The 20962-nt window shown below is 51.9% G+C and carries 22 protein-coding genes; 9 read left to right on the top strand and 13 right to left on the bottom strand.

All coding sequences use genetic code 11. The features are described 5' to 3' along the window. Positions 1–16 precede the first annotated feature (16 nt). The 3 genes from ACJJIL_RS22950 (at position 17) to rsd (ending at position 1723) form a co-directional block, all read left to right on the top strand. Complete coding sequence (locus ACJJIL_RS22950; protein WP_445360840.1) at positions 17–403, top strand: CidA/LrgA family protein; 387 nt, start codon at positions 17–19, stop codon at positions 401–403. Next, positions 400–1086: an LrgB family protein gene (locus ACJJIL_RS22945; protein ID WP_444918586.1), complete on the top strand. Its 687-nt coding sequence runs from the start codon at positions 400–402 to the stop codon at positions 1084–1086. Before ACJJIL_RS22950 ends, ACJJIL_RS22945 begins: the two co-directional genes overlap by 4 nt. Before the next feature lie 169 nt (positions 1087–1255). Beyond that, a complete protein-coding gene (rsd, locus tag ACJJIL_RS22940; RefSeq protein ID WP_413663804.1) occupies positions 1256–1723 on the top strand; it encodes a sigma D regulator in 468 nt (155 codons plus the stop codon). A 134-nt stretch (positions 1724–1857) separates the two neighbouring features. Here rsd and bamJ read toward each other — a convergent pair whose 3' ends face one another. After that, positions 1858–2646: an FKBP-type peptidyl-prolyl cis-trans isomerase gene (gene bamJ / locus ACJJIL_RS22935; RefSeq protein WP_444906864.1), complete on the bottom strand. Its 789-nt coding sequence runs from the start codon at positions 2644–2646 to the stop codon at positions 1858–1860. 457 nt (positions 2647–3103) lie between these two features. Between bamJ and ACJJIL_RS22930 the strand changes: the two genes are divergently transcribed. Next, complete coding sequence (locus ACJJIL_RS22930; RefSeq protein ID WP_445360839.1) at positions 3104–4066, top strand: histidine kinase; 963 nt, start codon at positions 3104–3106, stop codon at positions 4064–4066. 115 nt (positions 4067–4181) lie between these two features. Here the strand turns inward: ACJJIL_RS22930 and ACJJIL_RS22925 are convergent, their stop codons facing one another. Beyond that, positions 4182–4676, bottom strand: a complete 495-nt coding sequence (locus ACJJIL_RS22925; RefSeq protein ID WP_445360838.1) for a TIGR02444 family protein — start codon at positions 4674–4676, stop codon at positions 4182–4184. A gap of 108 nt (positions 4677–4784) precedes the next feature. Here ACJJIL_RS22925 and ACJJIL_RS22920 point away from each other — a divergent pair, with 108 nt between their 5' ends. Then, on the top strand, positions 4785–6704 hold the full coding sequence (locus ACJJIL_RS22920; protein WP_445360837.1) for an ABC-F family ATP-binding cassette domain-containing protein: 1920 nt from the start codon (positions 4785–4787) through the stop codon (positions 6702–6704). A gap of 86 nt (positions 6705–6790) precedes the next feature. Here ACJJIL_RS22920 and ACJJIL_RS22915 read toward each other — a convergent pair whose 3' ends face one another. Continuing rightward, on the bottom strand, positions 6791–7729 hold the full coding sequence (locus tag ACJJIL_RS22915; protein WP_282930654.1) for an outer membrane beta-barrel protein: 939 nt from the start codon (positions 7727–7729) through the stop codon (positions 6791–6793). Positions 7730–7932: 203 nt separating this feature from the next. Between ACJJIL_RS22915 and ACJJIL_RS22910 the strand changes: the two genes are divergently transcribed. Further along, positions 7933–8943: a hypothetical protein gene (locus tag ACJJIL_RS22910; RefSeq protein WP_413663809.1), complete on the top strand. Its 1011-nt coding sequence runs from the start codon at positions 7933–7935 to the stop codon at positions 8941–8943. A 73-nt stretch (positions 8944–9016) separates the two neighbouring features. Here the strand turns inward: ACJJIL_RS22910 and trmB are convergent, their stop codons facing one another. The 6 genes from trmB to ftsY all read right to left on the bottom strand — a co-directional run bounded on the left by trmB (position 9017) and on the right by ftsY (position 14342). Next, entirely contained in the window at positions 9017–9802 is a 786-nt protein-coding gene (gene trmB, locus ACJJIL_RS22905; RefSeq protein ID WP_445360836.1) for a tRNA (guanosine(46)-N7)-methyltransferase TrmB, read from the bottom strand. Positions 9803–9886: 84 nt separating this feature from the next. Next, a complete protein-coding gene (locus tag ACJJIL_RS22900) occupies positions 9887–10264 on the bottom strand; it encodes a DUF423 domain-containing protein (protein WP_282930651.1) in 378 nt (125 codons plus the stop codon). A gap of 108 nt (positions 10265–10372) precedes the next feature. Further along, positions 10373–11227 (bottom strand): RNA polymerase sigma factor RpoH, encoded by an 855-nt coding sequence (gene rpoH, locus ACJJIL_RS22895; protein WP_282930650.1) that lies wholly within the window; start codon positions 11225–11227, stop codon positions 10373–10375. A gap of 222 nt (positions 11228–11449) precedes the next feature. Next, positions 11450–12466, bottom strand: a complete 1017-nt coding sequence (ftsX, locus tag ACJJIL_RS22890) for a permease-like cell division protein FtsX (protein WP_108735012.1) — start codon at positions 12464–12466, stop codon at positions 11450–11452. Then, entirely contained in the window at positions 12447–13133 is a 687-nt protein-coding gene (gene ftsE, locus ACJJIL_RS22885) for a cell division ATP-binding protein FtsE (RefSeq protein WP_444918590.1), read from the bottom strand. The genes ftsX and ftsE overlap by 20 nt, the downstream gene beginning before the upstream one ends. A 36-nt stretch (positions 13134–13169) precedes the next feature. After that, positions 13170–14342, bottom strand: a complete 1173-nt coding sequence (ftsY, locus tag ACJJIL_RS22880) for a signal recognition particle-docking protein FtsY (protein WP_507015501.1) — start codon at positions 14340–14342, stop codon at positions 13170–13172. 283 nt (positions 14343–14625) lie between these two features. Between ftsY and rsmD the strand changes: the two genes are divergently transcribed. The 3 genes from rsmD to ggt all read left to right on the top strand — a co-directional run bounded on the left by rsmD (position 14626) and on the right by ggt (position 17566). Further along, entirely contained in the window at positions 14626–15216 is a 591-nt protein-coding gene (gene rsmD / locus ACJJIL_RS22875) for a 16S rRNA (guanine(966)-N(2))-methyltransferase RsmD (RefSeq protein WP_444918591.1), read from the top strand. Between the two features lie 86 nt (positions 15217–15302). After that, positions 15303–15779 carry a pantetheine-phosphate adenylyltransferase gene (coaD, locus tag ACJJIL_RS22870; protein ID WP_282930647.1) on the top strand — a complete coding sequence of 159 codons (477 nt, stop codon included), beginning with the start codon at positions 15303–15305 and terminating at the stop codon, positions 15777–15779. 62 nt (positions 15780–15841) lie between these two features. Then, a complete protein-coding gene (gene ggt, locus ACJJIL_RS22865; protein WP_413663814.1) occupies positions 15842–17566 on the top strand; it encodes a gamma-glutamyltransferase in 1725 nt (574 codons plus the stop codon). Between the two features lie 46 nt (positions 17567–17612). On the opposite strand, the gene ACJJIL_RS22860 is transcribed toward ggt, so the two are convergent. From ACJJIL_RS22860 to mutM, 4 genes are all read right to left on the bottom strand, one after another. Beyond that, positions 17613–19205: an amidohydrolase gene (locus ACJJIL_RS22860; protein WP_445360835.1), complete on the bottom strand. Its 1593-nt coding sequence runs from the start codon at positions 19203–19205 to the stop codon at positions 17613–17615. Positions 19206–19289: 84 nt separating this feature from the next. Then, complete coding sequence (locus ACJJIL_RS22855; protein WP_445355385.1) at positions 19290–19838, bottom strand: disulfide bond formation protein B; 549 nt, start codon at positions 19836–19838, stop codon at positions 19290–19292. A gap of 11 nt (positions 19839–19849) precedes the next feature. After that, the gene (locus ACJJIL_RS22850; protein WP_282934619.1) at positions 19850–20002 is read right to left on the bottom strand and encodes a DUF5993 family protein; all 153 of its coding nucleotides are present in this window, start codon (positions 20000–20002) and stop codon (positions 19850–19852) included. Positions 20003–20073: 71 nt separating this feature from the next. Continuing rightward, positions 20074–20889 (bottom strand): bifunctional DNA-formamidopyrimidine glycosylase/DNA-(apurinic or apyrimidinic site) lyase, encoded by an 816-nt coding sequence (gene mutM / locus ACJJIL_RS22845; RefSeq protein ID WP_444911810.1) that lies wholly within the window; start codon positions 20887–20889, stop codon positions 20074–20076. Positions 20890–20962 lie beyond the last annotated feature (73 nt).

Below are 20962 nucleotides of genomic sequence, written 5' to 3'. Positions count from 1 at the left end.
GGCCGCCATTTCCTACATGTCAAAATCCACGCTGCACAACATACTCCGCTGGCTGGGGGGAGCTGCCATTCTGGTTGCCTGTACCTGGCTGGGCAATTTCACCAGCTCAAGCCTGTCACTACCCATTCCGGGATCTGTCATAGGGATGCTGATGCTACTGGTGATTCTCGTGTTCAATGGTGGGGCTCCCGCAGGCCTTGCCAAAGTCAGCTCACAACTGCTTTACCTATTGCCGCTGTTATTGCTACCCGCGGCTGTCGGGGTATTTTTTTTCCAGGGCCTGACTCTATCCGACTGGCTAGCCTTATTCGCCGCTATTGTGATTGGCACACTGATCAGTATCGCTATTTGCGCACAGCTACTAAAGAAATTGCTGATTCGCTCTGGGGGTAATAGAGAGTGAATGAACTTCTGGCGAGCCCAATCTTTGTATTGCCCTTGAATGTCATAGCTTTTCTTGTCGGCGTTACCCTTTACCGGCGCTACAAGACTGTTCTGCTACACCCTATCATCAGCGCTAGCATTTTGACCGCAATAACATTGAGTGTTCTCCATATCCCCTATGAGAGTTATCAGGGCTCCAGTGCATTACTGTACAGTTTGTTAGGTCCAGCAGTTGTTGCCCTGGCTGTCCCTCTCAAACAAAATCTAGTGATTATCCGCAAAGCCGGTTGGCCGCTACTTGTCACTATTTTTGTGGGTGCGATTTTGGCCCCGGTTATAGCGGTATTAATCGCCTTGGTATTTGGCGCAGGCAAGTCAGTACTACTGGCGTTGAGTGGCAAATCTATTACCACACCCATCGCATTGGCCCTGGCGGAAACAATCCACGCTTCTCTCAGCCTCACTGCAGCTATTGTGGTCTTGACCGGGGTGGTCGGTGCTATCGCTGGCCCAGCTTTAATGAGTAGGCTCAATATTCACGATGAGCGCATTATTGGTATCGTACTCGGCATCAATGCCCACGCGGTGGGGACCGCACGAGCATTAGAAATCAGCGCCCTGTGCGGCGCCTGTGCAGCATTGGCGATGGGTACCTGCGGTGCGCTCACAGCGCTGATTTTGCCGCTCATTATCAGTGGATAAAACACCCTAGATTTGCTCCACCGAAGATCGCCGCAGGCATCGTTGTATTCTGGCGTAGATCACACTCTGCACCTTGCCGTCGGCGGGGGAATCTCCTATCTTCTTAGGGCCTTCGGGATCAGCAATAAAGCTGGCTATCACGGCAAAAGTAACCAAAGGATTCTTGGAGATGCTGGAAAATTGTAAATCTGCGCGCGAGCGCTGGGGTGGCGTCAGTGAAATCATTGACCGCTGGCTACAGTCCCGACAAATCCTGCTGGTAAGTTACTACCATCTATCTGAGAAGAAAGAATTTAACGATGGGGATTCGGAGACCGAAAACGGTGTTCGTCATCTTTGCCAGTTGCTGGTGGACTACGTCTCTGCAGGACACTTTGAGGTATACGAACAGCTCATACTTGAAGGCCAGGCTTTTGATGATAAACAGGGGCTGCAACAAGCGCGGGAACTCTACCGGGATATTGATGTGACCACTGATGTCGCTGTCGATTTCAATGATAAGTACCAGGAAACCGACGATCTATCCAGCCTGAACCCAGATTTGTCACAGCTGGGGGAAGCACTGGAAACCCGCTTTAGTTCCGAGGATCGAATGATCGCACTTTTGCACACAGCCCATAAAAACCAGCTGGTCTAAAAAACTGAATTCATCACTGTAAAGGCGATGGGAAGCCGGCGCCTTTAATCGAATATTTTTGCTGTTGATTTTTCAAGGTAAAAAATAAAGGCGCCCATTGGGCGCCTTTATTGAATCCAAAGTAGTAAATTTAATTACTCGCTTTTGGGCTCTTCTTTTTTCTCTTCTTTCTTCTCGGCGCCATCTTCCTTGCCAACATTGGCTTTGTGCAGCTCCACTTCAAAAATCAGCGTTGCGTTAGGGCCGATCTTACCGCCTGCACCACCCGGGCCATATGCCAGCTCGGAGGGAATGTAAAGCTCCCACTTGGAACCCTCTTTCATCAGTTGCAACGCTTCGGTCCAACCTTTGATAACACCATTAACTGGGAACTGGACCGGCTCACCACGGGCGTAAGAGCTATCAAACTCTTCACCATTAATCAGGGTACCCTTGTAGTCCACCTCAACAGTGCTGTTCTCACTGGGCTGGCCGCCGGAACCCTCAGTAATCACTTTGTACTGCAGACCGGAATCAGTGGTAACAACACCATCTTTCTTGGCATTCTCTTCGAGGAAGGCTTTTCCTTCCTGCAAGTTTTTATCAGCAGTCTCTTTGAATTCTTTCTCTTGCTGAGCCAGCATTTCCTGCTGCTTCTTCTGCATTTGCTCTTGGAAGGCAGCGATAGTTTGCTGCTTTTCTTCTTCAGTCAAACGGGATTCATGGCCGCTGGAGACATCCTTAAGAGCCATCATCACCACTTGGGGATCTAATTTCACATCCTGAGCTTCAAGGCGCTTCGCCATATCTTCGGCAATGATGTAGCTGACCTTCTTCTCCTGGGTGTCCAGGGCAACTTCTTTTTCCTGCTTAGATCCCTGTTCGTTACAGCCGGTCAGCGCCAGGCCAAGGGCAATTGCTGCAGCCAAAGGGTATTTATTCATGGGTGTTGTCTCTTTGTCCGTATTGCGTTGAATGATTCGCGCTTGACCCTGGGTCAATGCCTGCGGCGGCTTATCAAGTAATCCTGATTCGGCCCTTAGCCTCCAGGCGCACCTTTTCCGCCAGTCCGCTCAAGTCTAACCTAAGGCGACTGCAAGTGCATACCGATGACGCGCACACTGTGCAGGACACCACATTCCACCTTAAGGTTCCAGGGACCAGCGAGAAAAAAATACATTTACAGCACTATTTTCGCTGCTTACGGCATACATTTTTTTTAAAAACAGCGCTATTATCGACCAGTCGCCGGTTATTGTTCCGGACTGTTTGAGGTGCTTTTCAGTTTCAGAACAATTTACAGTGTTCAGATCCCCGATTTAAATATGTCTATTACATATAGATCTGATCCGTACACTGTCCGGATGTTCCAATTGATAATAAACGTCAGGACATTTACTCATGGCTGCCAAACAAAGAGCTGTCAATTCAGTCGCAGAACTGGAAGCACAAATTTCCAAGCTAACCGTCAAGCTGGACAAAGCCCGCAACAAGAAAGTTACCGATGCCGGCAAAAGTGTTTTAAAAGCCGGAAAAGCACTGACTTCCGCAAAAGAAAAATTAGCTAAAGCGAAAACCAAACTAGTAGACGCTAGAACTGCAGCCAAGACACGAAAGACAGCTGCCACTCAAAAGCGTGTAGAAACCGCCAAGGCCAATGTAGAAAAGCATAACGAAGTACTCCAGCAAGCAAAGGCATCACACGCCGAAGCAAAGGGTACTGAGTCCCAGGCAAAAGCCGAGCTGAAAGCTGCCGAAGCTGTACGTAAGGCCGGTGTAAAAGCAGAAAAACTGCTGAACAAATCCAAGCCAAAAGCCCGTAAAGCTACCACCTCAAAAAAAGTAGCTGCTCCTAAAGCAACCGCAGCAAAGAGCCGCACTAAAGCAAGCACTACCAGCACCACCAAAACAGCAAAAAAGACAGTGGCAAAAAAAGCCACAGAAAAGAAAACTAGTGCCAAGAAAGCACCGGCAAAAACCGCCGCTACCACTAAAGCTGTAAAGAAAACTCTCGCAAAGAAAGCCTCCACTGCTGCGAAAAAAGCGCCAGCCAAGAAAGCTTCTACTGCCGAGAAAAAAACTCCAGCGAAGAAAGCTCCAACTAAAACTACTGCTGCCAAAAAACCAGCGGCGAGCAAACCCTCTACGGAAGCCAAGCCTGCAACAGTCAAGCCAAGCGCAGAAACTCCAAAGGTGAAGGCTGCCAGCAAGCCAGAAACCGTAGAGAAGCCCAAAGACGATTCAAAAACCATGGCTCCAGCTGAGCAGCAGAAACCGATGGATGCTCCGCGCCCAGCAGCAACGATTACTCCTAGCACTCCGGCAAACAGCCTGTTTTCTTCGGAGCAACCCAGCGGCGAGTAGTCTCGGGACTCCTCGCAGCCAAATATAGTGCTGCTTAATTGGGCTCTGTACTTTTCACGACTGTATTACCGGCGACCCCAGAAAAGTACAGTGCCCAGAGGGGTGTAACAGTGGCTTAACCCGCTGCCCCCCTGTGAGCCAAGTAGCTTTCGATCAGGCCCGCCCAGCGGGCCTGATCTTTTTGCTGCAAACCATATTGCTGGGATGCTAGCTCCAGTGCAGAACGATCCCCCGGCCAGTCCTCAGCATAAATTTTCCACAGCGCGGCCAACTGTAACTGCTCCAGCTTCAATTCATAGCGTTTACACAGTGCGTAGGCCCGCTGGGTATGGGGGCGCAAACTCCCCAACCAACGACGCAGGTGTCGCACACTGCGAATTATTCGCCTGCGCGGCGCAACGCCTCGATCTGCGACTCTCCATCCCTCTTCACTGATTTCCTTGCCACAAACGGCTGTATAGCTCGCCCACAGCAGAAGACACACGTCAGCGCCATTTCTGTCCTGGCAGTCGAGTAGGAACTTCTCGACATCCTGGTAGGCGTAAAAGTCCAAGCTGAACTGCCAGAGGGGGTTTTCCTTGGGGGAAGATGGAGGTGAAGTATTTGTCACGTTAGAATCCCGACCCTTTGCTGATCGGCATAGTGCCCCAGTCTCTGTGGAGTCCGGGTCTGTTCAATAGCCTAGCATTCATCGGCCTATCCATATGAGGTTTTTCCAGTGATCAATTTACAAGGGGTTTCTCTGCACCGAGGTGAGCGCGACTTGCTTGACAGCGCAGATTGCAGAATCTTCCCCGGCCACAAAGTGGGAATTATCGGTGCCAACGGCTGTGGCAAGTCAACCCTGTTCAAACTGCTGCTTGGACAACTGGAAACCGATGCAGGGCGGGTAGACCTCCCCAGCACCTGGCGTATCTCCCATATGGCTCAAGAGGTAGAAGCTAGTGAGCAGTCAGCACTGGATTACGTTTTAGACGGCGATAGCGAGTTGCGGCTATTGCAAAAGCAACTGGCAGAGGCCGAAGCAAGCGGCGATACCGACGGTCACAAACTGGCAGAACTGCACGAGCGCATGGCCAGTATTGATGGCTATAGTGGCCCAGCGCGCGCCGCGCAACTCCTCGACGGGCTCGGCTTTTCCCACGAAGAGCAACAGCGCCCCGTTCGCAGCTTCTCAGGTGGCTGGCGTATTCGCCTCAATTTGGGCCGTGCCCTGATGTGCCCCGCAGATCTTATGCTGTTGGACGAGCCCACCAACCACTTGGATCTGGATGCCACCCTTTGGCTGGAACAGTGGCTGCAACGCTTCCCCGGTACCCTGCTGATTATTTCCCACGACCGCGACTTTCTCGATGCAGTGGTCGACGGCATTGTCAGTTTTGAACAGCAAAAACTGGTCTTGTACAGCGGCAACTACAGTGCCTTCGAGCGCGCTCGCGCTGAGCGCCTGGCCCAGCAGCAAATACAGTTTGAAAAACAGCAGGCCGAACGCGCACATATGGAAGACTTTGTGCGGCGCTTTCGCGCCAAAGCGAGCAAGGCCAAGCAGGCACAAAGCCGCCTGAAAGCCCTGGACCGGATGGCTCTGATTGCCCCAGCCCATGTGGATTCCCCTTTTCATTTTACTTTGCCATCCTCAGAGAAAACCTCTAATCCGTTAATCGACCTGCGCGAGGCGGATATCGGCTATGCCGAAAAAATAGTGGTAAAGAACGTTCAGCTGGGTATTCAACCGGGTCGCCGTATCGGCCTGCTCGGCCCCAATGGTGCGGGCAAGTCTTCTCTAATCAAAACCCTGGCTGGCACACTCGCCCCCCTCAGCGGCGAGCGCCAATGTGGCGAACACTTGGCCATCGGCTACTTCGCCCAGCATCAGCTGGAAGCACTGGATAGCAACGGTTCCCCATTGCTGCACCTGCAAAGGCTGAGCCCCGATGCCTCAGAGCAATCGCTGCGGGATTTTCTCGGCGGCTACGGTTTTATCGGCGATCGGGTTTTCGAAACCGTAGGGGGCTTTTCCGGCGGTGAAAAAGCCCGTTTAGCCCTGGCGCTACTGGCCTGGCAAAAACCTAACCTGTTGCTTCTCGATGAACCGACAAACCACCTTGATTTGGAAATGCGCCACGCCCTGACCTTGGCACTGGCGGAGTTTCCCGGTGCCGTCATATTGGTTTCCCACGATCGTCATCTACTGGCCAATACTGCCGACGAATTTATTCTGGTGGCCAATGGCCGCGCCGAACCCTATAGCGGCGACCTTGATGACTACAAACAGTGGCTGCTCGGCTTTAACCGGGAAAAGAAACGCAAAGAGGAGAGCGCCTCCACTGATACAGGCACAGAGGAAAAAGCCCCTGAGGATAAGAAGGCCCAAAGGCGCGCCGCCGCCGCACTACGCGAACAACTGAAGCCCCTGACCAACAAACTCAAAAATATTGAGCGACAGATGGCTGCGGCAGAAAAGGCATTGGCCGCAGTACAGGAAAAACTTGCCGATGAGGCGCTATATAGCGGCGGCCAGCAGGAGGAAATAGCTCGACTTAATAAAGAGCAGTCGGAGCAGCAGGAATTAATGGAAGAAATGGAAATGGAATGGCTGGAAATTTCTGAGAAGCTCGAAGAAATTCGCAGCGAGTAACTTTATAGAAAATCATTTTAAACAATATCTTCAGCGGGCTTCAGAACCTTTCTGCCGCCCGCTGAAGAAATCGATTTTAGTTGTCCTTAACGAATGCAACCGTATTCATCCACTGCAATACCAATCGGTGTATTTGGGCATTGATCGATATAGCTGGGTACACCATCAAAATCTGTATCCAGCGGGCAGCCATCTAATTGCACATCGATTCCCACTGGCGTCTGCGGACATTGATCAGTGGCATCAATAACACCATCGGCATCTTCGTCATACCAGAAATCCGGATATTCAAGCCATTGATAGCCGACCGCCAAGCTGGCAAAACCATCGACACCACCTTCTTCGACCCCCTGGAAAAGCCGTATATCTGCGCGGGCCTGCCAACGGGGCCCCAGGTGATATTTAATTCCCATTCCCACATTCACCATATTTTGCCGGTCATGCCAGTCACAATGGTAGGGCGGGTAGGGATAATGGTGGCCGTCTGGCCGATCCTCAGGGACATAGAATTTCTTACGACAATCCCAAGGATAGGGATAGTATGGGTCGTAGGGATGATCCGGATCATAGACATACTTTGGGTCATCTGGATGCCAGTGCTTTTTACGGTAGCGCCGGTCGTAATTAATACGCATTTCACCCAGGCCAAACGCGACATAGGGCTGCCAACAAAAATTACCGCAGAACTGCCCTCCAAATTGATATAGGAGATCTATGCGGTAGTTATACACATCTACTTTCTCGGGCGTATCCGCAACACTCACGACGAAATAGTCGACAACCCCTTCCATCGCCCAATGATTTGTCATGTTAAAGCCAAAACCGGCACCGACACCTGAGGTATCTCGCATTTCAAAACCGCGAAATGGCGTGCCTTGTAGGCGGTCACCATCAAACCAATGCTTACCCCCATTAACATAGAGGTTTAAAGTTCCAACAAAATCAGCACGGACTTCAGAAACTGTAAAGAGTAAGATAAACGGCAGGCTATAGAGAAATGAAAGCAGAGGGTCACGCCTTCTCATTAGAAACACCAAGATTCCTTCCTTGATCAACCCCCCAAATTATTATTAACATCAATATCTATTAATAAAAATAATTCGGTTTTGTTTTCGCGATGCTTCCTGAATCCGGTTCTTATTGGAAATAAAATTCGATAATCACAGCACCACTAGAAGCATAGACGGCTAGTGGCGAAAAACAGTAATAAAGACAGGAGAGTTAACCCTTGCTGGCACCCAATATCGATAACTATGTTAGGAACTTGGTTCACCCACAAAACATACAAACCACCTGCTATGTCCCCAAAAGTATCCGTGAGTACGCACAGGACTTCCAAAATAATTCCAATAGCAACAGTAAGTGGTATCACAAGCGCAGTAGTGATGGACTAACCCGGATCGACCAATTAGTAAGCCAGGCAGTACAAATTCAAACAAATGATTACGGAAGGATTACCCGTGTCGCCAAAGTACTAGTGGAAACCCTATATACCTGGCTTACTGGATTTGATCCCTCCACACCCACCAAGCTACTCGATAGCGATGGAATAACACGCCGTAAAGATGCCGTTTTAGCTTTACTCGGTGGAGCTTACTGCTGGTATCGACAAGCCAGTGAAGCTTTCAGCTCTGAGAGGAGAGCAATATCCAACATCGAAGCCCATTTGGACGTCCCTTTCTCACTATTTAATTACCGATTTAGCCGCAGTGGTTTTAATCTGCACACAGTGACAACACTGTTATACCGTGGCGATACCCGCCCACCACAGAAGCTGTGGCAAGCCGGGGGATTCTTTCCCTGGATGAATCAAAATGGCCGCTTTGATCCGCACCTGGGTACCGGAGCATCTAACCAAGTCATTTCAACCACTACCAATGCAAATATTGTTGCGCGCTTTGCCTGGCACAACAAAACTTATTGCCCAAAAAGGTATTATTTTGTGCATGGAACAAATGAGGGTGACTTAGCCACTACCGGTTTTATCTATGAGCTCGATAAAAGAAACCACCAATGCGTAGAGGTTTCCACTGTCACCCAGGGACGTGAAGTTGCCTTTATGGCTATTCCCAACCAATTTATTCGCCGCTTTCGCATGCGTTATTTTGCAGGCACCCAAAATAATATTGAACTGTCGGACTGGATGTCCTATGACAGTAACACCATCCGCAACCTGAATGTTGTCGAAGACAAGCGCCGATGGGAAGCGGCCAAGAAAAACTGGAATGAGTTTTTCTAACAATAGAGGTAGGCTGTTGCATGCCACTGGTGCCATGTTAGCACCGGTGGCAAACATCGATCGTCAGTGCGAATTATTCGCCTTTGGACTCTTCAACTGTTGACGCATCTACCTTAGTGGTAGTTAGCGGCAGCGCTTCACCAGGTAACCTGCGGTATACCAGATCCCAAACACCGTGCCCCAGTCTCTGCCCTCGACGCTCAAACTTGGTCTCTGGGCGCCATTCTGGCCGGGCAACATAATCACCCTCACTGGCGGTATTTTCTAGCAGGTTTTCACCCTGCAATACTTCCAGCATATGCTCGGCATAATTCTCCCAATCTGTCGCCATATGCATAAGGCCGCCGGTTTTTAACTTGCTGCAAATCAGGCGAACAAATTCCGGCTGCACTATCCGGCGCTTGTGGTGCTTCTTCTTGTGCCAGGGGTCAGGGAAGTACAGCTGGAAACGATCCAGGCTCCCATCGGCAATACAATCGTTTAGGACATCGACCGCATCGGCCATGTAAACACGCAGGTTTTTGATACCTGCCTTGCCGGCATTATTGATCAACCGGCCAACCCCCGGCGGGTGTACTTCAATACCAATAAAATCCTTATCTGGCTCGGCTTCAGCCATGGCCAGCAGGGAGTCACCCATACCGAAACCGATCTCTAACGCCAGTGGCGCCTCGCGGCCAAAGACCTGTTGGCGATCCAGAGGTCCATCAAATAGGGAGAGTCCATACTGCCCCCAATAATTGTCAAAGGCATTGCGCTGCCCCTCTGTCATTCGCCCCGCGCGAATCACATAGCTGCGGATAGATTTCTTCTTAAATTCTGTGCGGTAGGGAAAATCTTCCGCAGATTCGTCTTGCATTATTCGCGACCTCTTATGCGAAACGGTTTATATCTTGATGTTTTGTTCGGGCTCGGTATCTGAGTGTAAGCCCAGTAAAGGTGGCTACTTAGAGAAATTAAATGCGGCAAAAAACAGGGCTACCCAACCGGCAATCATCATCAGCCCACCGAGAGGAGTGATTGGACCTAACCATCGGGGGCCTCCCAGTGCCAAGGCATAGAGACTGCCGGAGAAGAAGATAATACCGAAAGTAAAAAGAGCACCGCTCAGGGTCAGCGATAATCGGTTTCCCCAGTTTTGCATTAGCAGTACCACACCAAACAACGCCAGGGCATGGATCATCTGGTACTGGACTCCGGTTTTATAGGCCTCTAACAGGTTCTCTGCCACTTTACCGCGCAGGCCGTGAGCCCCAAACGCCCCCAGAGCCACACCACTAGCGCCAAAGAATGCACACAGCAGCAGATAGAGTTTGGCCATTACCTTCCCTTTTTGTTTTACCCAGTGGTGACAGGTATGCCTGTAACAGGCGGGACAAAAAAAACCGCGCTACTGCGCGGTTTTTTACCCGTGTACCAGAATGCCGATTTAGGCTTCCATAGCAGCACGCACTTTCTTCATGGCATTTTTTTCCAGCTGGCGAATTCGCTCAGCGGAAACACCATACTTATCAGCCAACTCATGCAATGTGGATTTCTCCTCACTGAGCCAGCGGGCCTGAATAATATCGCGGCTGCGATCATCCAGTTGTGCCATGGCACTGGCGAGGCTGGTCAAGTTGGTTTCCTGCCAGTTATCCCGCTCAAGCTGGGCGGCCGGATCAAAACTGCGGTCTTCCAGGTAGTGAGCCGGTGCCTGCCAGGCGGTATCGTCATCGTCATCGACACCCGCATCAAAAGCCGCATCGTGTGCAGCCAGGCGGCCTTCCATTTCATGGACCTGGGTAACATCCACATTCAGGTCTTTGGCGACGGCTTTAGCTTCTGCATTGGTCAACCAGGCGAGTTTTTTCTTCTGACCGCGCAGGTTGAAGAATAATTTGCGCTGCGCCTTGGTGGTGGCAATTTTGACAATACGCCAGTTGCGCAGGATAAATTCGTGGATTTCAGCTTTAATCCAATGTACCGCAAAGGATACCAGGCGCACTCCCTTTTCGGGATTGAAGCGTTTGACGGCCTTCATCAAACCGACATTACCTTCCTGAATCAGGTCGGCTTCATTGAGCCCGTAGCCGGAATAAGATTTGGCGATATGCACTACAAAGCGTAGGTGTGACATGACCAACTGGCGTGCAGCATCGAGATTTTCGCGGTAATAGAGGTCTTCTGCCAGGTGCTTTTCCTGTTCAGCGGTCAGTACGTCAAAACCACTGACGGTCTGGATATAAGCTCCCAGGTTGGCGCCCGGAGACAGCGTATGCACTGGCTGTAGGCTGGTTCCCATTCAGGTCTCTCCTGTCATTATTAGTCGGCCGATCTTACCGGCCGCTGCCGGCGGATACTGTATCCGGCGACAAGCTGGACTCAGTGTAGCACTTGCACGGGCAGATAAGAAAGCCCGCCAACAACTACCGTATTCTGTTGTATTTCGCGGAATTAGAGGGGCTTTTTACGCCTCAGGTTCCCTTTGCCAGAACACTTTACCCTTCTTGATCAGACTGAACGGTCAGCGGGGTTCTATCTTGCGAGTGTGTCGCGCTACCGCAAGCCAAGCCCCTAATAGGCCCAGAGAGGAGGCCCCCAAAGTTAATTGAAAGAAGTAACTGGCGCCCGGCCCTCTCAGTTCGAAGCTACTGCCATAACTTGATGACAGACTCTCAACTGGACCAGACAACATAGCCACACCACCTGCAAGCAACAGCCACGCCAACAGCCCACCAAATAGTCCATAACAAATGCCACTGTAAAGGAACGGCCGTCGCACAAACGCATTAGTGCCGCCAACGAGCTTTACTACCAGGATCTCCTCCCGACGACTTTCGATATGCAGTCGTATGGTATTGATCACCACCAATACCACTCCCAGTGCCAATAACAGGGCTAGACCTGCGGAGAGACGCTGCCCCAGTTCGGTGATCTGGGCGAGGCGCTGGACCCAGGCGAGATCCAAGACCACTGAATCCGTCAGTGCCTGGGCTCTCAGGTTCTCCACCAAAGCCTGAAGTTTATCGCCGTCCTTCGCATCCCTTGGCCGCAGCAACAGCACTGCCGGCAGGGGGTTGGCATCCAGGCCAACCAATACATCCCCAAGCCCCGAGGCCTGTTCAAACTCTGCCAGTGCATCTTCCGGGGAGACATAAGTTACCTCCGCGATAGCGGGGTCACTGCGCAATTTGTCGGCCAGGGAATTAACCGCAGCCTGTCTCGCATCTTTGTGTAGAAAAACAGAAATTTGTGGCTGCCCATCCCAACCAGCCACCGCGCGCTGGAAATTCAACAATCCCAATTGCAATGCCGCCGGCAGGGCCAGGGCAATAGCAATCACCAGCGCCGTCATTGCACTGGCCATGGGTGCGCTAAAAAATCGACTGACAGAGTCGGCAGCCATCTCACGGTGATGCCCCAACCAGCTATTCCATCGATCGCCCAGCCCTGTTTGCGCAACAACAGCGCCGGTGCTGCGCACACGCTTGTCTGCGGCAGGGTTGGCCTGCCGTTGCGCTTTAGCTTGGGTGTACTTCACGGCTCGGAACTCCGTCGTAAATCAATTGGCCAGCCTGTAGGGTCAATACCCGTCGGCGCATCCGTGCAATCAGCTCCAAGTCGTGGCTCGCCACCAGCACCGTAACCCCCACAGCGTTAAAGTCGGCGAACAACTGCATGATTTCCTGAGAGAGTGTTGGGTCCAGGTTGCCGGTGGGCTCATCGGCAACCAGTATCACGGGCTTATTAACGACTGCGCGGGCAATCCCAACCCGCTGCTGCTCACCACCAGACAACATAATGGGATTTTGCTTTTCCTTATGCAGCAAGCCGACCTTATCCAGGGCTGCGCGAACCCGACGCCCCACCTCGCGCTTATTGCAACCAGCAACAGACAAGGGCAGGGCAATATTGTCAAAAACGCTTCGGTCGAATAGCAGCTGGTGATTCTGGAAGACAATACCCAGGTTGCGACGGTAGTAGGGGATCTGGCCATTGCGCAGGCGGTTGAGATTCTGTCCGGCGACAAGAATACTGCCCTTAGTAGGGCGTTCAATCGCGGTCAGGAGTCTCAGCAAAGTACTTTTACCCGCACCGGAGTGACCGGTTAGAAACACCATATCGCCACGGGGGATTTCCAGGCTGACTCGCACCAGGGCATCCTGCCCCGATGCGTAACGCTTGTTCACATTATCGAAAGTGATCACGGCTTCTGTTGTTCTTGTTATTTCCTAGGCGAATTATCAGGCCTTATCGCGGCCAAACAGGGCGGATACGAACTCACGAGCACGGAATGGCTGTAGATCTTCCGCCTGCTCACCCACACCGATAAAACGCACCGGGATGCCGAAACGACGAGCCAGGGCAAAGATAACGCCGCCTTTGGCAGTACCATCCAATTTGGTCAGCACCAAGCCAGTAACGCCGGCCGCCTCACGGAACTGAGAGGCCTGGTTAATCGCATTTTGGCCAGTGCCAGCATCCAGTACCAACAGCACCTCGTGGGGCGCGCTGGGGTCCAGTTTGCCCATCACCCGGCGCACCTTGGACAACTCCTCCATCAAGTTGGATTTGGTGTGCAGGCGCCCGGCGGTATCGGCAATTACCACATCGACGCCGCGCGCCTGGGCAGACTGAACCGCATCGAAAATAACTGACGCACTATCGGCACCGGTATGCTGCGCTACAACCGGTACATCGTGGCGCTGCCCCCAAACCTGCAGCTGCTCAACTGCTGCGGCACGGAATGTATCACCGGCAGCCAACATCACCGACTTGCCTTCACCGAGAAAGCGGTGAGCCAGCTTGCCGATTGTTGTGGTTTTACCCACACCGTTTACGCCCACTACCAGGATGACGTAAGGCTTTTTGCTAATATCGATTTCCAGGGGAGCATCAACACTATCGAGTAAGTCAGCCAGCTCCTGCTGCAATGCCTTGTAAAGTGCATCGCCATCGGCCAGTTCCCGACGGGATACCCGTTCGGTCAGGCGCTCGACGATCTCGCTGGTGGCCTCAACTCCCACATCTGCCATTAACAGCTGTGTTTCAAGTTCTTCCAGTAGATCTTCATCGATCTCCTTGGCCCCGAGGAACAGGTTTCCCATCCCCTCGACAAACTGGTTGCTGGTGCGGCTGAGGCCGCGACGAATACGCGCAAAGAAGCCCTCTTTCTTTTTGGCTTCCGGTTTCGGCTGCTCTTTGGCTCTGGGTTTTGGAGCTGGCTCGGGCTGAATCGGGGCTGGCTTTTCGTCTTCCTCTTTTACAGGCTCTGCTGCTACAGCCACCTGGGGGGCTTCGACAACAGCCTCCGGCTCGCCCGCGGCATCGGTATGCTGCGCCCAGCTGGCACTTTCCTCTTGGGGCGCAGAAGCTGGGGCAGTGGGTTCATCGATAGAGGCCTTTGTCTCCTCCAGAGCGGGAGTTTCTCCCTGGGCAGGCGACTTTTCCTCTATGTCTGAGGGCGTTTTATCCAGCGCTGAGGACTCTTTATCTTGAGCTGAAGGCTCTGGGCTCTGCGCCGATGATTCCTCTTCAGACGCAGCAGTGACCTCCGCCTGGGATTGCTGGGGTTCACTTTGTTCGGGCTTGCGCTTCTTCTTTTTGCGCAGGAAGTCAAAAATCATTCGTATGTCCGGATGTACCGCTTGCAGAAAGACGCTAATCTTAGCATCGCTAAGCCCCCAGTAGAGAGTTACCTTGGCCAGAAGTTCATCCCGAAAGCAAAGCCCGCAAAACCTTTCACAGTTACGCATCATTGGCGGACAGTGGCGCGGGCGAAAATTACAGTTTGCCCCAGTGGAGGGCTTGAGACCTACCGGCGACCGACTGCGGGAGGTTCTGTTTAACTGGCTACAGTTCTACCTGCCCGACGCCCGCTGCCTGGACCTCTTTGCCGGTTCAGGTGCCCTGGGTCTGGAGGCGCTATCCCGAGGCGCTGGCTCGGTAGATTTTGTCGAGCTGAATACTCGCGCTGCGCGAACCCTGGCGGAACAGTTAAAACAGTTAAACGCCCGGGAAGCCAAAGTCCATAACTGTAGTGCAGAAGAGTTCCTCAGAAGTAATGGAAGTAAATACGACCTCGTATTTATCGATCCCCCTTTTGCTGACAATCTTTGGCAGGCAACTCTAGGCGCCCTGTCCAGCCATCTTTCGCAGGATGCATTAATCTATGTGGAAACACCGCGAGACACAGTGGTTGCATCAGTACCTGGCTGGGAACAGGAAAAAGAAAAACGTGCGGGACAGGTGTGTATGCGCTTGTTTCGCCGTGCTGGCCCGTCAGGTTAGGAAAGAATAAAAAGATTCGGTTTTGACCTTAGCCGTAAATTGTTTACCATTCGCATCCCATTCGGCCCGCATTTAAGCCCTGGCGTATGAAAAAAGTCGTCTATCCCGGAACCTTCGATCCCATCACCAATGGTCACTTGGACTTGGTGGAGCGCGCATGCCGCTTATTTGACCACGTTATCGTGGCTGTGGCTGCCAGCAATCGCAAAAACCCCCTGTTCACCTTAGAGGAGCGGGTAGAACTTTCACAAAAAGTTCTCGGTCACCTGCCCAATGTCGAAGTCATTGGGTTCGATATCCTGCTCGCCGACCTGGTGCGCCAGGTAGATGCTTATGGCGTACTGCGCGGTCTGCGCGCGGTGTCCGACTTTGAATACGAATTCCAGCTGGCCAATATGAACCGCCAGTTAGCGCCCAATATGGAAAGCCTGTTCCTGACACCGGCAGAACATTTGTCCTACATTTCATCCTCTTTAGTACGTGAAATTGCCTCCCTGGGCGGCGATGTCACCAAGTTTGTTCCGGCTGCTGTACAAAGCGCGCTGGAAGAGAAATTTCGTTAAGCCTGAATCTGGCTATTTCTGATACACTCGAGCGGATTTATCCACAATCCGCGGAGTGTTACGTGCGCAACTTTCTCGCCGCCTTTGCACTGGTTCTGAGTCCCGCTTTCGCTTTTGCCGATGAACCACAACCGGAGTTTGATACCGGTCGCACTGCCGTTAAGTCCTCAACGGCCAACTTCTATATGGCAGTCACTGCCAACCCCCACGCCAGCCGGGCTGCCGAGCAGATTCTCGCCCGGGGCGGCAGCGCTGTGGACGCCGCCATTGCCGCTCAGATGGTATTGGGATTGGTAGAACCACAATCCTCCGGGATTGGTGGCGGGGCATTTATGCTCAGCTATGACGCTGCGGCAAAGAAGCTCAAGTACTACGACGGGCGCGAGACAGCCCCCTCTCAGGTAGACGAAAATTACTTTATCCGCGACAACAAGCCGCGTTCATTTTTTGAGTCTGTAATCGGCGGCTACTCGGTCGGCGTTCCCGGTGTTGTGCGAATGCTGGAAATGGCTCACGAGCGCGATGGCAAGTTACCCTGGGAGCAGTTATTTCAGCCGGCCATACACCTGGCCAAATCCGGCTTTCAGATCTCACCGCGCCTTCACCAGCTGTTACTGCGCATGCCGAAGGTGGCTGCTCGACCGGAAATTGCCAGCTACTTCTTCAACAGTGATGGCAAACCTCTGCCGGTGGGTCACAACTTGAAGAATCCAGCTTACGCGGAAACTCTGGAGGCAATTGCCCAGGGCGGTGCGGATGCCTTCTATCACGGCGACATTGCCAAAGCTATCGTCAAAGCTGTGCGCTATGACAGTGCCAACCCAGGGCTCCTGAGCCTCGAAGATATGGTTAGCTACCGGGCCAAGGAGCGCCAGCCCCTGTGTTCGGAGTTTCTCGAGTATCGTGTGTGCGGTGCGGATGCCCCGTCGTCCGGAGGTACCACAGTAGGCGGCATTCTGGGCATGCTGCAACAATTCCCACTGGAGCGCTTCGAGCCTGGCAGTGATCTACTCACCCACTTATTTATCGAAGCTTCGGAACTGGCATTTGCCGATCGCAACACCTACTCCGGTGATTCCGACTTTGTCCAAGTACCCAGTAAATCACTGGTATCCAGGGATTATTTGGCTCGCCGCGCGCAGTTAATCGACCCGGACTCCGCCACAGCTGCGACTCCGGGTACCCCAGCCGAACTCGGGGTGAAGCGGGTGATGGCCCAGTCGCCAGAACTGCCCAACACCAGTCATTTAGTGATTGTCGACCGCTACGGTAATGGTGTCAGTATGACGACCAGTATTGAAACCGGCTTCGGGTCGCGCCTGATGGTGAAGGGCTTCCTGCTCAACAACCAGCTCACCGATTTTTCCTTCACTCCAAAAAACAGTAGTGGGGAGCGGGTGGCCAACCGCATTCAAGCGCGCAAGAGACCACGCTCTTCCATGTCCCCCACCATCGTTTTCAACAAAGATGGCAGCATGCGCCTTCTGGTGGGTTCCCCCGGCGGTTCACGAATTATTGACTACACCGCGCGCACCATTCTCTACCACCTGGGCTTGAATATGCCGATTGCCGAAGCGATTTCTGCGGGAAATATCGGCGCTATCGGTAAGAGGGTCGAATTGGAGCCCGGCTTTTTCAGCCCCGATACTATCGAGAAACTCGAAGCCCGTGGACACGAGGTTGTCGAAAGGGGCCTCAACAGTGGTATCCATGCCATCGCTTTGCAAAATAACAAGCTGTACGGGGGAGCCGACCCCCGCCGCGAGGGCAGCGCCCAAGGGCGTTAACTTTGATCAGCCGAGGGGCGCACTTCCCCTCGGTTTCTTCCTCTCCTTAGCGCCTGTGGTCATAGACTTTCTGACCTTTGTAATAAGTCTGTATCACCCGGACACTACCAATATCTCGCTGCGGAATTAAAAACAGGTTTTTGTCCAAAACAATAAAGTCCGCCCACTTTCCCACCTCCAAACTACCGGTATCCTGCTCCAGGTGATTCGTTACTGCGCCGGTAAAAGTGAACATTTCAATCATTGTCTCCAATGATATCTGGTTACTGACTCCAGCATGGATGTTCTGGATTGGTGACACCTCTCTCCCGGCAACATATCCCGAGTCCATAACCACGGCTATATGACGAGGCTCTGTATTAGATTTTCGACTTTCAGTTAAGTAACTTTTATCATCTGGAGAAACTTTTGAGCGCGCTGCTACTGACAGCAATAAAATCGGTTTTTCCTTATCAGCTGACAATACACTCCCAGCATTATCCGAACTGATATTAAGCAGGGTGTTACGCAATCCCAACTCCCTGCCACCATCCAGGGATATCTGTATGAGTTTTTGTAGAGCTGCCAACTCTTTATTACTCTTAGCATCCAGGTAAAACTGGAAATTATGTGAATTAGCACGAGTAATTATCTTGGAAATAAGTTCACTCGATAGGCCTGAATCACGTTGATCACCTAAACCTACCTTGTCAGCTTTCAAGCTAACCGAATTGATCTTGAAATCATCGTCGGAATATTTTTCTGCAACCTTCTGCAATTCTCTAAGTTTTTTACCAGTGACATCCATCGCTATTTCAAAGGATGCTCGGATACGCAAACTCAATTTCTCTGACGATAGTGGGCGATCGAAGGCGCTGAGATATTTATTTAAATCATTGAGCGGCATTACAGCCTGAAAAAAAGTAGTTACGCCTCTCTGAGCCGCAATATTCTTAATCTCTGAAAAACTTCGTGTTGGTTTTTCACCCTCATTATTTACGGGTATCAGACGGGAAAAAACCTCCACTGCTTCACGACCATGAAAAATACCGATGGGAAGACCATCTTCATCTTTTTCGATTCTACCACCCTCAGAAAAATTAGACTCCATATCAATCCCAGCTGCGGCAATACCTTCAGAGTTAGTCCATACACTGGCGCCATCTTCTGAGAAAAGAATAATGGGGATCAAATCATTTATTTGATCCAATATTGCTTTATGTGGTCTGTGTGGTGCAAAAATGACATGACGCCAGCCGCTGCCAACGACAAGCTGCTTCTCGGGGTTGGCCTGAATAAATTTACGAACGCTATTCTCATACCCCTCTACAGTTTTATATGTGGATAAATCCAAACTGTCACTGATACCAACATCAGGTATTTGCTGAATAAAACCGGGCAATACCATTTTTCCACTGAGATCAGTGACCTTTGTTCCCTCTCCTACAAGGGCTTCTGCCCCCCGATCTGTACCCACATAAACAATGCGCCCATCGCGGATAGCCATTGCCGAGGCAACACTGCGGGCCGGGTCGACGGTATAGATATACGCATTCCTTAAAACGTGCTGGGCGGTTTCAACACTGGTGGCCGGCGAGGGGGATTCAGCTCGTTCACAAGCAATTAACAATAGTGAAATGAGCAGGCAGGCCAGGCGCATAGGGATACCTCACAGTTTTCCGCAATTCCCCGGGACTCGGGTCTTATCAGGAAAAGTGTAGAAAGCTCGGACACATTTGTGTGCCTAACCTCGAGACCACAACCAGTGATACCCAAATGACCCACTGGTGCAGGGACCCAGACCGCACTCGAGGAGAACCGCGATTAAATTGGCCAACACGACAGTGAAGAACGAGATGGCAATGCACTTTTCAATCAAAGTAAACTCTCTCGTGGCAAAACTTCGCCGCTTAAAGCCAAACATTAACGCAACGCCACAGTAGATCAGTAAGACAAAGAAAATCAGCGCAGACCAAGTGTATAAATGTAAGCCAAATACTGGGCTGCCAAACCCTGGATCGCCAGGGGTGATATGCAGCAATACCTGCCTGACAGCAGCAGCCAGACCGGCCAGACACGAAAGAATAACAACGCCGTAATGCTCTGCACGAATACTAAAGCGCAGGTTCAACATCAATCCCATGCCAATCATGGCAAAGGCAACACGTTGTAAGAGACAGAGAGGGCAGGGGTGTTGGTGAGATACCAACTCCATGATCAAGGCAATCCATAGGATTATGCTTACCGCTAACAGCGCCAAGCTATCCAGCCTTCTGACCATAAACACCATCATGGGCACGGTCCCTAGAAAGACAGCGACAGTGCTCGCGTCATATGATATCCACACCACATAATGAAGATCAGCAAGGTCAACAACCACCAGCCCATTGCAGAGCGGCGACGACCATTCCAAACGGCCCAAATCGACAGGGTGACCGTAAGAAAAGGCAATATCATGACCACTAAGCAGCTCCTTATCGGCAATACGATGATATTAGTATTGCCTAAAGCTGCCAGAAGGATGCGATTTAACGTTGGCAGCTAGAGCAGAAAAAGGTATTTCTCTGGCCCAAAACCATATCTTTGACTGCTCGGCCGCAAGAGGGACAGGACTCACCCGCACGGCCATAAACATTTAGCTGTTGGGCGAAATAGCCAGGTTTTCCATCGCCGCCAATAAAGTCCCGCAAGGTAGTCCCACCTTGGGCGATTGCCTGACTGAGAACCTGCTTTATGGACTCAGCCAAGCGCTGGTATCGGGCTTTGGAAATAGAACCGGCCTGTCGATCTGGGCGAATGCCCGCCAGGAAAAGAGATTCACTGGCGTAAATATTACCCACCCCCACAACGATACGGCCATCCATGACGAAGGTTTTGACAGACTGCTTACGCTTGCGCGAAGTCTCGAACAGATAGTCACCACTAAATTCTTCCGAGAGAGGCTCTGGGCCCAAATGGCTGAGTAAGTCGTGGGCCAGTGGGTCCGCCACTGTCCACAGTAGGGCACCAAAACGGCGCGGGTCGCGGTAACGCAGTGTGAGACCACTATCCAGGCGCCAGTCGATATGATCATGCTTTTCCGGTGCCTGTGCAGCCTCGACCATTCGCAGGCTGCCAGACATCCCCAGGTGCCAGATAGCGCAGCCTTTATCGGTGTGCACCAGCAGGTACTTGGCGCGGCGCTCCAGCTTCAGTATCCGGGCATTGCGGACACGGCGCTCAAAGTCTGCTTCCACGGGCCAGCGCAACTGGTGCTGGCGCACTTTTGCGGAGCGAATTTTATGCCCCTCCAGGTGAGGTTGCAGGCCTCTGAGAGTGGTTTCTACTTCTGGGAGCTCTGGCATCTTCTGGAGTTACCCTGTGTAAACTGGCTGCTCAATTTCCAATACGCACAAAAAAGCCCGGTTAGAACCGGGC

The organism is Microbulbifer maximicatervae (SeqCode) (assembly GCF_052468095.1).
This window is presented reverse-complemented; position numbering and strand designations above follow the sequence as displayed.

Excerpts from the sequence above, each read along its gene's own strand:
- ACJJIL_RS22950 (WP_445360840.1), top strand. The coding sequence starts at position 17 with ATGTCAAAATCCACGCTGCACAACATACTCCGCTGGCTGGGGGGAGCT.
- rsd (WP_413663804.1), top strand. The coding sequence starts at position 1,256 with ATGCTGGAAAATTGTAAATCTGCGCGCGAGCGCTGGGGTGGCGTCAGT.
- bamJ (WP_444906864.1), bottom strand. The coding sequence starts at position 2,646 with ATGAATAAATACCCTTTGGCTGCAGCAATTGCCCTTGGCCTGGCGCTG.
- ACJJIL_RS22930 (WP_445360839.1), top strand. The coding sequence starts at position 3,104 with ATGGCTGCCAAACAAAGAGCTGTCAATTCAGTCGCAGAACTGGAAGCA.
- ACJJIL_RS22915 (WP_282930654.1), bottom strand. The coding sequence starts at position 7,729 with ATGAGAAGGCGTGACCCTCTGCTTTCATTTCTCTATAGCCTGCCGTTT.
- trmB (WP_445360836.1), bottom strand. The coding sequence starts at position 9,802 with ATGCAAGACGAATCTGCGGAAGATTTTCCCTACCGCACAGAATTTAAG.
- ACJJIL_RS22900 (WP_282930651.1), bottom strand. The coding sequence starts at position 10,264 with ATGGCCAAACTCTATCTGCTGCTGTGTGCATTCTTTGGCGCTAGTGGT.
- rpoH (WP_282930650.1), bottom strand. The coding sequence starts at position 11,227 with ATGGGAACCAGCCTACAGCCAGTGCATACGCTGTCTCCGGGCGCCAAC.
- coaD (WP_282930647.1), top strand. The coding sequence starts at position 15,303 with ATGAAAAAAGTCGTCTATCCCGGAACCTTCGATCCCATCACCAATGGT.
- ACJJIL_RS22860 (WP_445360835.1), bottom strand. The coding sequence starts at position 19,205 with ATGCGCCTGGCCTGCCTGCTCATTTCACTATTGTTAATTGCTTGTGAA.
- ACJJIL_RS22855 (WP_445355385.1), bottom strand. The coding sequence starts at position 19,838 with ATGATGGTGTTTATGGTCAGAAGGCTGGATAGCTTGGCGCTGTTAGCG.
- ACJJIL_RS22850 (WP_282934619.1), bottom strand. The coding sequence starts at position 20,002 with ATGATATTGCCTTTTCTTACGGTCACCCTGTCGATTTGGGCCGTTTGG.
- mutM (WP_444911810.1), bottom strand. The coding sequence starts at position 20,889 with ATGCCAGAGCTCCCAGAAGTAGAAACCACTCTCAGAGGCCTGCAACCT.